Source organism: Echinicola rosea (assembly GCF_005281475.1).
GTDB lineage: Bacteria > Bacteroidota > Bacteroidia > Cytophagales > Cyclobacteriaceae > Echinicola > Echinicola rosea.
In genome coordinates, this window is sequence record NZ_CP040106.1 from 3,825,485 (window position 1) to 3,840,571 (window position 15,087).

Sequence of the window (15,087 nt, forward strand, 5' to 3'; positions counted from 1 at the left end):
TCTGATGATATTAAGCGTAATCATTTTACTTTTTCCTCAATCATTCCATCTTTGACATGGTGTTGGGTTAACCATTCAAATTTGCATGGTTCTGCAGCCCAACTGTCGGAAACACTGTGCAATTGTCAATCTTTGTTCATCTTTATTGCTTTTCTAGTTCTGCATTTGAAGCACGAACTGCTGAGAAAGGCATTTGTGCCTCATTGCAGTGTAGCCCCCAGAATATGGCTTGATCCGGAATTTGGCACTTGTTCTAAATAAAAAACTTGAATAGTTTTAAGGTTATGAAATTGGAAGAGGTAATTCATAAGTTAGAAGAGAAGGTCAAGCGTCCACTGCCCGGGAAGGAAGGCCAGGTAAAGATGGCACCCCAGCCACTGGACAATGCGCGATTTGCCCAGCATGACCTAACGTACGCTCGGGAAGGGGCGGTTTTGATCCTACTATATCCAAATGGAAATGACTGCTGGATTCCTTTCATCAAAAGACCAGAGTATGATGGTGCTCACGGAGGTCAAATCTCTCTTCCTGGAGGGAAGAAAGAAGAAGCCGATACCAATCTCCAAGAAACAGCTCTTAGGGAAACAGAAGAAGAAATAGGGGTGCCGGCGCAAGATGTGCAGGTAATAGGAAAACTGTCCCAATTGTACATTCCGCCAAGTAATTTCTTGGTCACGCCTTATATTGGTTTTGTGGAGCAGATGCCTACGTTTATTCCTGATCCGCGTGAAGTGTCCAGGGTGATCCAGTGTGATTTCAAAACGTTGCTGGATCATAACGCCCGCAAAGAAACCACCATCCAGGCAAGAAACAATACAAAAATCCATGCGCCTTATTTTGATATTGATGCGGAAGTGGTCTGGGGTGCCACGGCCATGATCCTAAGTGAGCTGATGGTGATTTGGGAAAAGTGAAAAGCCGGTTTGTTATCACTTTTCGGTCAATTATCAATGCCTATACTTCAGGGGGTAGGAGCTTCGATATGTGTCAGATGATTTTTTTTTAAGGTAGGTTTTGTTTCTTTTGTACTACTTAATGTTCTATTGAATTTGATACTCCATGCAGGAAAGCACTCCTTTGATCACCAATGATGCTGTAGTATTAGGCATCCTTGTCGGCATTCTGGCCATTGTATTTGGTACTGCAGCCAGTAAAAATGCCCTTTGGCAAAAGTTTTATAGGGTGGTTCCTACTGTCCTATTATGCTATTTTTTGCCTTCTATTTTGAATACACTGGGGGTTATTTCAGGGGAAAGCTCTCAATTGTACAGAATTGCTTCCCGCTATCTATTGCCCGCCTCATTAGTTTTGCTTACGTTAAGCATTGATTTTAAGTCAATACTAAAACTGGGGCCCAAGGCACTTACCATGTTCTTGGCCGGAACTGTGGGCATCATCCTGGGTGGCCCCTTGGCTTTGTTGCTGGTTTCGCTGTTTGACCCAAGCGTGGTCGGCGGTGTAGGGCCTGATGAAGTATGGAGAGGACTATCGACCATCGCCGGTAGCTGGATTGGCGGTGGTGCCAACCAAACAGCAATGTACAGGACTTTTGAGCCTAGCGGTGAGCTGTTTAGCCAGGTCATTGCTGTAGATGTGGTAATGGCAAACCTGTGGCTGGCATTTCTGCTATATTGGGCTGCCAACCCCGGACGCATCGACAAGTTGTTCAAAGCAGATAGTTCGGCCATTGATGCCCTTCAGAAAAAAGTGGAAGCTTATCGGGGAAGCATTATGAAAATTCCAAGTATGGCGGATACTTTAATGGTGCTGGGCGTTGGGTTTGGTATTACTGGATTGGCGCATTGGCTGGCTGATTTTATCGCACCTTGGATAGGAACTAATTACCCTCAGCTGGAAAAATATTCTTTGGATTCGCCTTTCTTTTGGATTGTGATTATCGCTACGACCGGTGGTCTGATCTTGTCTTTTACAAAAGCCAGAAACCTGGAAGGAGTCGGGGCGAGTAGATTGGGAAGTGTGCTGCTTTATGTGCTTATCACTACCGTTGGGATGCAGATGGATTTGTTTGCGATACTGGACAATCCTACGCTATTTGTAGTAGGAGGGCTGTGGATGATTTTTCATATCACGATCATGCTGGTAGTGGCCTATCTGATCAAGGCACCGTTTTTTTATGTTGCTGTTGGGTCACAAGCTAACGTTGGGGGGGCTGCTTCTGCACCGATCGTAGCCTCTGCATTTCACCCATCATTGGCTCCTGTTGGGGTTCTGTTGGCCGTTTTTGGGTACGCTGCGGGTACTTATGGAGCTTATTTGTGCGGACTGTTGTTACAAATGGTGTCTAACCTTTAATAAAACATGGGAAAGTTCAGGAAATTTATATTCGTTTGTGCTGGATCTGATTGTAAAAAAAATGGCTGTAAGGGACTATTAAAGGATATCCATGAGCTGACCAAACTGGATACTCATAAAGGAAAATATAAAATTGTCAAGACCAAATGCATGGATTTTTGCAAAACTGGTCCCATGGTCGTAATCAACAATGAAGTGATCAAAAAGGGAACCAGGGAAAAGATTCATCAAATCTTGGAAGGAAAAAATACCCTGGATTAAATCATCCGTATCCTTCACTACTGCTCAGGACACGGATGACAGTCGATGTGGAAAACCCAATGGAAATTATTTGGGTTCGACAAAGACTGCTGTGCCGCTGGCGGTCACCATGAGCATGCCATCCCGGATCGTTTCATAATCCAAATCTACACCTACCACGGCATTTCCTCCCATCGCTTTGGCCTGCATTTCCATTTCCATCAAGGAAGTAGATTTTGCTTCTTTCAGTACTTTCTCATATGTGCCGGATCGGCCACCCACAATATCGGTAATACTGGCAAAAAAATCCCTGAAAACATTTGCTCCGATAATCGTTTCTCCTGTGACAATTCCACAATATTTTTTGATATCATATCCTTCCACTGAAGGAGTAGTTGTTGTAATCATACTATAGGTTTTTTAATTATTAAAGAGTTAAAAACTTAAACAGGAAAGTCAATATACTACAAAATCAAATATAATGTATTCATTTTGGCGCAATATCTGTGGTAGGTAAGTGGCTTAAAAAAGAACGGAATAAAGGTATGTTTAAAGAAGTATTGGTGCCGAGTACACCTAACAAGGAATTAAGCAGGGGTGGTTTAATTAATAAAATACCAGTTAAATTGTAAAAATCACATATTGACACTAAAGGTTTACCAGTGACAGGTGACCTATAAACATGATGAAAAGTTATCGTCTTTTAATATTAAAATGATATTTTTGAGCTGAAAATTCACCTGATGAGGACTATTGTTTTAATTTTTATCCTGCTAAGCTTTGCTGAAGGGGCCTTGGCCCAAGTTGCCAGGGGCTATCAGCGAACCTCCTTTAACGTTTACTATGGTACCTCGGGAGCAAATCTTCAAGGATTGAATGAGCTCCTTGAGAGCCATGGACAGGCACCTATGCCCAATAATTACAGGTCCTATGGCCTGAGTTACCAAACTAGGTTTAATGATTTTATCGTAGGGGCTGAGTTGTATCAAAACAATGGTGTAGCAACACCATTTAATGATTATGAATTGGATTACCGCACGACCCGGGCATTTATTAACTTTGGCTACAGCTTTACTGAGGAAGGGAAGTTTCACCTGATCCACTATATGTCCATTGGTATGGGCTATCTAAATGTGGAAATGCTCCAAGAAAGGGAAGGGGAGACCTTGGACCAGTTTTTGGCCAATCCGGCACATGGTTTTATCCTAAGGAAAAATGACATTAATAAGGGAAGCCAGTTTATGGGAGGGTTTTTGACAGAAATTGGCTTTGAAGTGGGCTATGACCTTAACCTCCTGCCAAGTGAAGAAGTGGTCACCATGATCGCAAAAGTTGGTTATTCCTTTAACCCATTTGAGGAATCCTGGAAGATTAACGGGATAAACTTTGACAACCTGCAAAGCGGCGCTTTTGTGCGATTGGGAGCAGGGATAAGCCTTCCCGAAAAAAACTATTTTTACAGGGATGCTTCGCTCGGGCTACACTTGCTGTATGGGGCGCACTTCACCAGACCCAACAAGCTAAACAGTCATTTGAAGGAAAATGGATTTGAGCCTTTTGAAGGGATTCCGAAGAACCTTGGGCTTAAGATTTTGGGCGAAAACAGAGGATTTCTTTACGGTATTGATTTGTATAACCTGAACATGGAAGGAACTGCTGATCAGGATTACGACCAAAGCCTGAGCAGCTTACGGATTTATGGGAATTTTGGTGCTAAACTTATTGATATTTATAACTGGGAAGTGGGGGCCGTGGGAGGCCTGGGATATGGAAACGTTCGATATAGTTTGTTACATCAGCGAAAATTAGCTTTTCCTGACTTGATTGACCTGCCTGATTATGACGGGGAGTTGCGCAATGGCGGATTAATGGCCAAGCCAGAAATCTACTTAAGCCGTGTATTTCCACTTTCGAAAAAAAACAAACTGGCCCTGGTGGGGTCGGTATTTGGAGGGATGGAAATTCCTCTTGGGAGCTATAAACTCGGTACTGTAAGCATGTCCCAGTTTATGTCAAATCCCTATTTGCAATTAGGCATAGGAATCCGGCCTTAACAGCCTTGAGCATAATCCAGAAAGGGTGGCAAGTTCATCCTCCAATTGTCCCAAAAAGTAACTAGATTGAAAATCTCCCGCCCTTGTATCTTTTCCTAAAGGATTATCCACTTTCTTAACTGTTAAAAAGTTTCCCACGGATTTCTCGAATTCTTGTGGGAGTACATGTTTTCCTAAATAAAATTGTGGGTTTGCAATTTTTTTCCACCAATTCATGTTAACTTTGGAATTGCTTATCGAGAAAGACCGAGGGAAGGGCCCTATGACGTCTTAGCAACCTGATCAGACAAGGTGCTAACTCCCATCCTGAGCTTGTCAGGAAAAGATGAGCGGTAGATTATTGTTTTTCTATCGGTTCTTTGCTCGGTACAGCTTTTCTTACTATTAATGAGCGCATGAATACACGAACCGACATATTACTTCAGCAAGTTGAAAAGAGAATCCTTATTTTGGACGGTGCCATGGGCACTATGATCCAGCGGTACACCTTGGAGGAGGATGATTTCAGGACGCCTGCTCTGGCCGGTCACCCCAAAGCACTTAAAGGCAATAATGATTTATTGTCATTGAGCAGGCCCAAGATTATCCGGGATATTCACGATACGTACCTGGAAGCCGGTGCTGACATCATCGAGACCAATACATTCAGCAGTACCTCTATTGCTCAAGAAGATTATGACCTTTCGCATTTGGCATATGAACTCAATGTAGAATCGGCAAAAATTGCCAAGGAAGCAGCCTTGGTCTATAGTCAGAAGACACCAGATCAGCCTCGTTTTGTGGCTGGGGCAGTGGGGCCTACCAATAGGACAGCCTCTATCTCCCCAGATGTCAATGATCCCGGCTACAGAGCCATTAATTTTGATCAACTCGCGGAAGCATATGCAGAGCAGGTGAGGGGGCTTTTGGATGGTGGTGTCGATATCATTTTGGTGGAAACCATATTTGATACATTAAATGCAAAAGCAGCATTATTTGCCATCCAAGAGGTCTTTGAGGAAAAGGATATGCCGCTTTTGCCAGAAGAAGGAGGGATCCCTGTTATGATTTCCGGAACTATCACGGATGCTTCCGGGAGGACATTGAGTGGACAGACGACCGAAGCTTTTTTGATTTCGGTTTCGCATGTACCTTTGATGAGTATTGGGCTGAATTGTGCTTTGGGGGCAAAGGAACTAAGGCCATATTTAAAAGTATTGGCTGAAAAAGCACCGTTTTATGTTAGTGCCTATCCCAATGCCGGACTTCCCAATGAGTTTGGTCAATATGACCAAACCGCTACGGAAATGGCCGAACAAGTAGAAGAGTTTCTCAAGGATGGATTGATCAATATCTTGGGGGGCTGTTGTGGCACTACCCCAGAACACATCCGTGTGATATCGGAAGTAAGTAAAAAGTACAAACCCAGGAAACTAGCGTTTATATTAGAAGAAGAATAGTGGGAATGGATAAGAATATTAGAAATAGCCAGCTCAAATTATCAGGGTTGGAGCCATTGGTGTTTACACCTGAATTGAATTTTGTCAATATAGGTGAGCGAACCAATGTTACCGGATCAAAGAAATTCGCCCGTTTGATCCTCAATGGACAATTTGATGAGGCCTTGGAGGTAGCCCTTGACCAAGTAAGGGGTGGGGCACAGGTCCTCGACGTCTGTATGGACGAAGGAATGCTGGATGGTGAAGCAGCCATGGTGAAGTACCTTAACTTAATCGCTTCAGAACCTGAGATCAGCAGGATCCCCATTGTGGTGGACAGCTCGAAATGGAACATTATTTTGGCTGGCCTAAAATGTATCCAGGGCAAAGGCATTGTCAACTCCATCAGCTTGAAAAACGGCGAAGAGGAATTTATCCATCAAGCCAAAACCATCAAGAAGTTTGGTGCCGCTGTGGTGGTCATGGCCTTTGATGAAGATGGCCAGGCAGACACTTACCAGCGTCGTATAGATATCTGCAAGCGTAGCTATGATATATTGGTGGATGTCGTAAAATTTAATTGCCAGGACATCATTTTTGATCCTAATATTTTTCCCGTGGCCACCGGAATGGAAGAGCACCGAAGCAATGCAATCGACTTTTTCAAGGCCACAAAATGGATAAAAGAAAATCTGCCAGGTGCCAAGGTAAGTGGCGGTGTCAGCAATGTGAGTTTCTCTTTCAGGGGAAACAACCCGGTCCGTGAAGCCATGCATGCGGCGTTTTTGTACCATGCTATCCAGCATGGAATGGACATGGGAATTGTCAACCCCGCCATGCTGGAAGTTTATGATGATATTCCGAAAGACCTATTGGAGCATGTGGAAGATGTGCTTTGGGACAGAAGAGATGATGCTACAGAGCGTCTTTTGGACTTTGCTGAAACGGTAAAATCCAGTGGAAAAAAAGAAGTGGCCAGCGAAGCTTGGCGTGCTGAGCCTGTTGAAAAGAGAATTGAGCATTCCCTTGTAAAAGGAATTATAGATCATATCGAAAGTGATGCTGAAGAAGCCCGCCAAAACCTAAGGAGTCCGCTAAAAGTTATCGAAGGCCCTCTTATGGACGGGATGAACGTCGTGGGTGACCTTTTTGGATCAGGTAAGATGTTTTTGCCACAAGTGGTGAAATCTGCTCGGGTGATGAAAAAGGCAGTGGCCTATCTGGAGCCCTTTATGCCCAAGGCCGGTGATGCCGATTTCAACGAGGAGAAGAGTTCGATCAAAAAAGTCCTGCTGGCTACTGTAAAAGGTGATGTCCATGACATTGGCAAGAATATCGTAGGAGTGGTCTTGGCGTGTAACAGCTACCAGATCATCGATCTAGGGGTCATGGTAGATGCACAGACGATCATCGATGAAGCCATTAAGAATGATGTGGATATTATCGGTCTGAGTGGGCTTATAACGCCGTCATTGGATGAGATGGTGAATGTGGCATCCGAGCTGGAAAGACAGGGATTGAAGCTGCCTTTGCTGATCGGTGGTGCCACTACGAGTAGGATTCACACTGCTGTAAAAATTGACCCTGTTTATAGTGGCACGGTGGTTCACGTATTGGATGCATCCAAGTCTGTTCCAGTGGCAGGGGAAGCGATCAGTGAAGAGACCAAGGAAGCCTATCACCAAAAGATAAAGGCTACCTATGCAGAGCTTAGGGAAAGTCACCAAGCCAAGCAAGAGGCCAAAAAATTGGCCACTTATGAAGAGGCGAAGGCAAATCCGGTCGTAATTGACTGGAAGGATTATGCTCCTGCGAAGCCTGTCAAACTGGGGAAAACTATACGTGATCTGGACCTCAATGTGTTAAGAAAATACATCGACTGGACGCCGTTCTTCAGTACATGGATGCTTTCTGGAAAGTACCCCAAGATCCTTAAAGACGATGTGGTCGGCGAACAGGCCCAAAAGCTCTTTGATGAAGCCAATGCCATGTTGGATAAGGCCATCGCTGAAGATTGGCTGCAAGCCAAGGCTGTCGTAGGCCTCTATCCCGTCAGGAGAAGCGGGGATGACTTGTCGATCTTGGATGAGCAGTTGCACGAAACCGGCACCACTTTCCATTTCCTTCGTCAGCAAGGCAAAAAAGGCAAAGGAGTACCAAATCGTTCATTGGCGGATTACCTTCATCCTGAACAAGTGGATTATTTTGGTGGGTTTGCGGTTACCGCGGGATTGAATATGGACAAAAAAGTGGACGCGTTTAAAGCAGAAGGCGATGACTATAATGAAATCATGTTCAAAGCCATCGGTGACCGACTGGCCGAAGCAGCTGCAGAGTACATGCATGAAGTGGTCCGGAAAGATCTTTGGGGCTATGCCACCAACGAGGAATTTGACAATGACGCCTTGATCAAAGAAGCCTATGCCGGCATCCGGCCTGCGCCAGGCTATCCTGCCTGTCCTGAACATTCAGAAAAAGTGACCCTTTTTGAATTACTTGATGCCCAAAACAGCATTGGTGTGGAATTGACCGATAGCTTTGCTATGCTTCCGACCTCTTCTGTCAGTGGTTTTTACTTTGGTCACCCAGAAAGCAAGTATTTTGGGTTGGGCAAAATAGGAGAAGACCAAGTGGAGAGTTATGCAAAACGAAAGGGAGTATCCAAGGAACAAGCAGAAAAATGGCTCTCGCCTAATTTAGCTTACAATCCCCGTTTAAATCCTGTATTGGAATAATTACGAATTCAAATCGATTAACCATTGCAGCACTGTTTTTCTGAAAGCGGTGCTGCGTTATACGATATCAACCTTACTTAACCGATGAAAGTAACAGAACACCTCAACCAAGCAAAAAAGACACTTTTTTCTTTCGAGATCCTTCCACCACTGAAGGGGCAAAGTTTAAATGAAATGTTGGATGGGATATCTCCCTTGATGGATTTTAATCCACCATTTATAGATGTTACCTACCACCGTGAAGAGTATGTTTATAAAAAACATGCCAACGGATTGTTGGAAAAGGTAAGCACCCGCAAGCGTCCTGGTACGGTAGGAATCTGTGCAGCGCTAATGAATCGGTTTAAGGTGGATGCTGTCCCTCATATCCTGTGCGGTGGGTTTGACAAGGAGGAAACCGAGAATGTGCTGATTGACCTAAACTTCATTGGTGTGGAAAATGTGCTTGCCCTACGTGGTGATGCTCCAAAATCGGAAGGAAGGTTTATCCCAGAGGAAGGTGGTCACAGCTATTCCAATGAATTGGTGCAGCAGATTGTCGGGATGAACCATGGTAAATACTTGCATGAGGAAACAGAAACAGGATTCCAAACTGATTTCTGTGTTGGTGTTGCTGGCTATCCTGAAAAGCACTTTGAGGCTCCCAGCTTCAAGTTTGACTTAAAATACCTTAAGGCCAAGGTAGATGCAGGTGCTGAGTACATCGTGACACAAATGTTTTTTGACAATAAGAAGTATTTTGATTTTGTCAAGCAAGTAAGAGACGCAGGCATCACCATTCCGATCATCCCTGGTCTTAAGCCGATTACGACTTTACGACAAATCACGGTGTTGCCGAGTATCTTTTTCTTGGATTTGCCGGACCAATTGATGGATGAATTGGAAAAATGCAAAGATAACGCCGCGGTTCGACAGGTAGGTATCGAATGGGCCATACAGCAAAGCAAGGAACTGATTGATTTTGGGGTGCCTTGCCTGCATTATTACACCATGAGCAAGGCCAGTACGGTTCATAAAGTGGCGAGTGCTGTTTTTTAGGTTTACTTGCTGAGAGGCAGGACTTATGAGGGCACCGTTAATCTTGGATTTTGCAATAGTATTCGTAATGAGGGCTAAAACTGTAAGAGACCCAAGCTGTTTGGAGACTGAGGCATCCACCGCTGCGGATGGTGAACCTGTCTCATGCTAGGTAGAATCGAAAACAGCACCGAAGCGACTGATTTATAAAGCAGTTTTAGGCCGGAATACTTGTGCGCTGTAGCGTAGATTTTTTGGGTTTAATGCCGTTTAGTTAAGTATATTTTCCAATACGGAAGGTCTATTGAGAGCGTTATTATTTTAATCCATGGCCTTTTAAAATATGTACAAAATGGATCCGCCTTGCAGGTATTGGGCCTTAAGTAATTTAAAACGGGCAGGCAAGAAGTCAGGCTTGTTTGACGAAATACTAGCCAAAAAGAATGTTGGCTGCTAGAAAAGGAGGAGTTTGCCTGCATGAGGGAAGGCTTTAATTGGCTCTATATGGATTATAGAGGGTAAAGATATTATTCCGGTTAAATTAATGTTGATTCATGTTCCTTTTCAGTGGGCAATTTTCTATTCTGCCTTGAGGTATTTGACGTTAAGAAATCAAAGAAGTGGGCTGGAAAAAGCGCAGGCTTGTTTGACGTGAATCAGTACAAAAAATTGGTATGCTGCACAAATAGAGGAGTTTGCCTGCGTGAGTGCTGGCTTTGATTTTAGTCATATAGCTCACCGCAGCGGGTTTTTTTGGTTACGTTTTTCACCTGAAGGAAAAAAGTAACAAGGCAACAAGATGAAAGGCAAGCTAGAATTTGACATGCAAAGTAATAGTTACCCATAGTAAATCATATAGAACCTTTTAATTTTAGGGTAATAGCTGCACAGCGGCGGGGGTTTTTGGTCACTTTTTGACCTGCAGCAAAAAAGTGACAAAGGTAAAGAGATGAAAACCATCTTGGAATTTAGCAGAAAAACAATAGAACCCACATTTCCAGGTACATACTAACTAAACGGCATTGATTTTGGGTTTAAACCATTCACATAAGGCTTCCTACTTTCCTTACCCAGGATTTTTCTTTCGAATTCAATGGGTTTAATTTTTTTGTTTCAATTGGAAAACATTCCGAGAAACATTTCCTTTCATTTTTTATATGAGTGGGAAGTCGCTTTTTAAAAAAGTTGCTATATTGGAGACCAATATTTATAACCCATTAACCCTATATGTTACTTCATAAGTTTGTAGTTTCTGCTATAGTAGCAGGTAGTATTTTGTTTTTTAACACTAACAGCAGTGTTTATTCGGAACCATTTGACCCATATACAGAAGAGATTCCAAATACCGATTTGGTTTTTGGGATGACTCCGATTGCTGCAGGAGAATTCATTATGGGAAGCTCCAGTGAAGAAGAGGGAAGAAAAGTAGATGAAGGCCCGCAGCGGAAAGTAGCCGTGGACGCCTTTTGGATGGGGACGCATGAAATGACTTGGGATATTTTTGAATTATTCTTAAATAAAAACTACGAGGCCTCCGTGAGTCAAAAAGCCCTTTCACCGGAAGTAGATGGCTTGACCAGGCCCACCACACCTTATTTGGACATGACTTTTGGTATGGGTAAGGAAGACAAGCCCGCTATTGGCATGACCCAATATGGAGCTATTCAGTTTTGTAAATGGTTATATACCAAAACAGGGAAATTTTACCGATTGCCCACCGAAGCAGAATGGGAGTACGCCGCCAGGGCTGGCGCGAGTACTGCTTATTTCTTTGGCGAAGACCAAACTGCATTAGCAGATTATGCTTGGTTTGCTGAAAATAGTGAAGAGACCACACACAAAATAGGCGAGAAAAAGCCGAACCCGTGGGGATTATACGACATTTATGGCAATGTCATGGAATGGACCAACGATGCGTATGTTCCCCAATACCCGGAAATGACAGATGTGGACGAGAACCCACAACAGACTTCAGAGGAATTGTACCCGAGGGTCATCAGAGGGGGAAGTTATGTAAGTGAGGCCCTTGATCTTAGGAGCAGCCGTCGTTTTGCATCAAATCCAGCATGGAAGCAGATCGATCCACAAATTCCCAAAAGCCGCTGGTGGTTTCCAGAAGCTCCTTTTTTGGGCCTGCGGGTGGTAAGACCATTGGTACGGCCCACTGAGGAGGAAATTATGGCTTATTATGACCAAGCGCCAATTGATGACTATTAATCACATAAAACCTATTCATATACAATGGACCTAAAAAATAAAAACCCTCGGAGGGATTTCCTCAAGACCTCCGCTTTAGTAACAGGAGGAATGATGCTTAGTCCCTTTTCCATCCCCGGCGCATATGCCTCAGGGAGTGATGAAATAAAAATCGCCTTGATCGGGTGTGGTGGTAGAGGAACTGGAGCCGCATTCCAAGCTTTCGGTACAGATCAGAATATTAAACTGGTGGCCATGGCCGACGCTTTTAGAGACCGGCTGGACGACAGCTATAAAGCCTTATCTTCAAAAATAGGCACTGATAAAGTAGTTGTGACAGAAGATAAAAAATTTGTAGGCTTCGATGCCTATAAGGATGCAATAGCAGAGGCTGACGTGGTACTATTGGCCACTCCTCCAGGTTTTCGTCCCATTCACTTTGAAGAAGCGATCCGTCAAGGAAAACATGTCTTTATGGAAAAACCCGTAGCAACAGATGCGAACGGTATCCGAAGGGTGATTGCCGCTGCCGAGCAGGCCAAAGCAAATAGACTCAATGTAGTGGTAGGGCTCCAGCGTCGGTACCAAGATAATTATATCGAAACCATCAAGCGGATAGAAGATGGAGCGATTGGGGATATTGTCGGAGGACATGTTTACTGGAATGGAGGAGGAGTATGGACAAGGGCGAGGACACCTGAGCAAACCGAAATGGAATACCAAATGCGTAATTGGTATTATTTCAATTGGCTCTGTGGTGACCATATTACCGAGCAGCATGTGCACAATATTGATATCGCCAACTGGATAAAAGGCGGGTATCCTGTAAAAGCAGAAGGTACTGGTGGCAGAATGGTTCGTACCGGATTGGACACCGGTGAAATTTTTGACCATCACACAGTGCGATTTACCTATGCTGATGGTACAGTGATCGACAGTGAATGCCGTCATTTCCCTGGTGCTTTCAATAAAGTCGATGAATCCTTTACAGGTACCAAAGGACGGGCGTATATGAATGCAGGAAATGTAGGGAAACTGACAGCCCTTGACGGGAGCTCTCTGTATGATCATGATGGAAAAGGCAATATCAACCCTTATCAGCAGGAACACAATAAGCTCTTTGCAGCAATTGTGAAGGGCGAATACCTTTATGAGGATGCTACGCGTTCGGCAATGAGTACCATGACCTCTATTTTAGGAAGGAATGCGACTTATTCTGGTAAGGAGATTTCATGGGATGAAGCATTTAACTCCAAGATTGACTTGATGCCGGAAAAATTTACCTGGGATGCAATGCCAAAAGTATTGCCGGATGACAATGGTATCTATCCTCATGCCATACCAGGACAAACCAAAGTGGTTTGATTTCGCCCTAAGTAAGTACACAATATCAGGTTTAATCCCGGATGATTCATTTTGTCCGGGATTTCTTTTATCGCTAAAAATCTTAAGCCGCTTATACGGTTATTCGCATAAAAGGATAAGCAAATTGATATCGGATAGAATAATTTAATGTATAAACCGGATTGTTTTTTTAGGAAGGGTGGTTGCGGACTAATAAATTTAGTGAGCCACAGGCCCAAGTTTATTAGTCCCTTAGCATAACTGGAGGGATCACGAGGACAACTGATCATAAGTGGACGATGGAAAAATTGCCCGTAGGCAGTAAATCAATACTTCAATCCATAGCAAATAAAAAGATCATGCCATGACCCTATAGCGCCATGGCATGATCCAAAACTATGTGCCAAATACTATTTAAATAGTAGGCTCGTAACCTTTTTCATAATCCCTAGACCATAGCTTTTTGGCAGCTTTGCTATTGGTGATATGGCCATTTTTGGTATCACACTCTAGGACTTCACCTGTACGGGAAGCGATATTTGCCAAGTGGCACAACAAGGTGCTTTTAGCTCCTTCATCAATTGGGGAATTTTGCTTTTCTTTTCCTCTGATGGCTTGGAAGAAATTGTAAACGTGTGTGGTGGATACATCACCGCCACCACCCAGGGCAGTACCGGCTTCCGATCCAGTTCCATAGTTTTCTTTCACCAATTTACCTCCTCTGTCGTACTGCTTATAGCCGCTTCTGTCGATGAATGCAGAGCCTTCCGTACCATAGATGATGGTTCCTCTGCCACCGCCGTAGGTATTCAAGCTATTCCGGCTCTTACCATCCCATTGGATGGTTTTATTGCCCTCAAATTTGAAGACCGCATCCATGGTATCGTACATGGTCCAGCCATCCTCTGGCCAGTGGTATTTTCCAGAATCTACCATGACACGGTTAGGGAATTCTACTTGGAGTGCCCATCTGGCAATATCCAGTTCATGTGTGGCATTATTACCCGTTTCTGCCGTTCCAAAATCCCAACCGTACCAGTGCCAGTTGTAATTCCATGTATCGTGCATGTACGCTTTTCGTGGTGAAGGGCCTTGGAAGAGGTCCCAGTCCAGGCCTTCCGGTACGGGAGCAGGGCTTGGATTGATGACTTCACCTCTTGCGTTGGAATAAAAAGCGGTGGCTTTGTAAGGATTCCCAATTTCACCATTATGTATGGCATTGATGATTTCTTGTGATGGGGACGAAGATCGCTGTTGGTTACCCATTTGGATCACTTTGTTGTATTTCTTTTGGTACTCTACCAGCAATTCACCTTCACGGGGATTGTGGCTACAAGGCTTTTCTACATAAACGTGCTTTCCAGCTTCTACAGCCATCCAAGTACCCGGTGCATGCCAGTGATCGGGCGTAGCGTTTATGATAGCGTCCACCTCAGGGTCTTCGATCACTTTAAAGATACTGTTTTCCAGCTTTGGGGTATGGTCTATGCGCTTGGAGAAATTCTTTGCCGCTTTTTCACGTTGTGATTTCATGACATCACAGAGATAGACCAGGTTAACATTGGATTGGGGGATTGAAATGGGATCATAGTAGGCTCCTAATCGTCTGCCCAAGCCACAGATGGCAACATTCAGCCGATCATTTGCACCCATGATCTTGCCGTAGCTTTTTGCACTGAAACCCATTGCTCCTAAGCTCGAAATTCCTGCCGTGGCAAGGGCTGATTTCTTTATAAATGCTCTCCTATTGTTGTTCTTTTTCATAAGGTT

12 protein-coding genes and 1 riboswitch are annotated in these 15,087 nt (G+C 44.0%); of the genes, 9 read left to right on the forward strand and 3 right to left on the reverse strand.

From position 1 onward, the window contains the following. The first annotated feature begins 284 nt into the window (after positions 1–284). The 3 genes from FDP09_RS15145 (at position 285) to FDP09_RS15155 (ending at position 2,574) form a co-directional block, all read left to right on the forward strand. On the forward strand, positions 285–914 hold the full coding sequence (locus tag FDP09_RS15145; RefSeq protein ID WP_137403474.1) for an NUDIX hydrolase: 630 nt from the start codon (positions 285–287) through the stop codon (positions 912–914). A gap of 145 nt (positions 915–1,059) precedes the next feature. Continuing rightward, positions 1,060–2,313: a DUF819 family protein gene (locus tag FDP09_RS15150; protein WP_137403475.1), complete on the forward strand. Its 1,254-nt coding sequence runs from the start codon at positions 1,060–1,062 to the stop codon at positions 2,311–2,313. 6 nt (positions 2,314–2,319) lie between these two features. Next, entirely contained in the window at positions 2,320–2,574 is a 255-nt protein-coding gene (locus FDP09_RS15155) for a (2Fe-2S) ferredoxin domain-containing protein (RefSeq protein ID WP_137403476.1), read from the forward strand. Positions 2,575–2,640: 66 nt separating this feature from the next. Here FDP09_RS15155 and FDP09_RS15160 read toward each other — a convergent pair whose 3' ends face one another. After that, the gene (locus tag FDP09_RS15160) at positions 2,641–2,961 is read right to left on the reverse strand and encodes a YbjQ family protein (RefSeq protein WP_137403477.1); all 321 of its coding nucleotides are present in this window, start codon (positions 2,959–2,961) and stop codon (positions 2,641–2,643) included. Positions 2,962–3,296: 335 nt separating this feature from the next. On the opposite strand from FDP09_RS15160, the gene FDP09_RS15165 reads away from it, so the two are divergent. After that, positions 3,297–4,607 carry a hypothetical protein gene (locus FDP09_RS15165; RefSeq protein ID WP_137403478.1) on the forward strand — a complete coding sequence of 437 codons (1,311 nt, stop codon included), beginning with the start codon at positions 3,297–3,299 and terminating at the stop codon, positions 4,605–4,607. On the opposite strand, the gene FDP09_RS15170 is transcribed toward FDP09_RS15165, so the two are convergent. Further along, the gene (locus FDP09_RS15170; protein WP_137403479.1) at positions 4,584–4,823 is read right to left on the reverse strand and encodes a hypothetical protein; all 240 of its coding nucleotides are present in this window, start codon (positions 4,821–4,823) and stop codon (positions 4,584–4,586) included. The two genes, FDP09_RS15165 and FDP09_RS15170, sit on opposite strands and share 24 nt — an antisense overlap. Positions 4,824–4,837: 14 nt before the next feature. Continuing rightward, a riboswitch (SAM riboswitch) is annotated at positions 4,838–4,939 on the forward strand. Between the two features lie 63 nt (positions 4,940–5,002). Here FDP09_RS15170 and FDP09_RS15175 point away from each other — a divergent pair. The 5 genes from FDP09_RS15175 (at position 5,003) to FDP09_RS15195 (ending at position 13,338) form a co-directional block, all read left to right on the forward strand. Continuing rightward, a complete protein-coding gene (locus FDP09_RS15175) occupies positions 5,003–6,046 on the forward strand; it encodes a homocysteine S-methyltransferase family protein (RefSeq protein ID WP_137403480.1) in 1,044 nt (347 codons plus the stop codon). A gap of 5 nt (positions 6,047–6,051) precedes the next feature. Further along, positions 6,052–8,760, forward strand: a complete 2,709-nt coding sequence (gene metH, locus FDP09_RS15180) for a methionine synthase (RefSeq protein WP_137403481.1) — start codon at positions 6,052–6,054, stop codon at positions 8,758–8,760. A gap of 84 nt (positions 8,761–8,844) precedes the next feature. Continuing rightward, positions 8,845–9,798, forward strand: coding sequence for a methylenetetrahydrofolate reductase [NAD(P)H] (gene metF, locus FDP09_RS15185; protein WP_137403482.1), 954 nt, complete (start codon positions 8,845–8,847; stop codon positions 9,796–9,798). 1,206 nt (positions 9,799–11,004) lie between these two features. Continuing rightward, positions 11,005–11,994 (forward strand): formylglycine-generating enzyme family protein, encoded by a 990-nt coding sequence (locus FDP09_RS15190; RefSeq protein WP_137403483.1) that lies wholly within the window; start codon positions 11,005–11,007, stop codon positions 11,992–11,994. Positions 11,995–12,018: 24 nt separating this feature from the next. Beyond that, the gene (locus FDP09_RS15195; RefSeq protein ID WP_137403484.1) at positions 12,019–13,338 is read left to right on the forward strand and encodes a Gfo/Idh/MocA family protein; all 1,320 of its coding nucleotides are present in this window, start codon (positions 12,019–12,021) and stop codon (positions 13,336–13,338) included. 393 nt (positions 13,339–13,731) lie between these two features. Here the strand turns inward: FDP09_RS15195 and FDP09_RS15200 are convergent, their stop codons facing one another. Continuing rightward, entirely contained in the window at positions 13,732–15,081 is a 1,350-nt protein-coding gene (locus tag FDP09_RS15200; protein WP_137403485.1) for a Gfo/Idh/MocA family protein, read from the reverse strand. Positions 15,082–15,087: the final 6 nt, after the last annotated feature.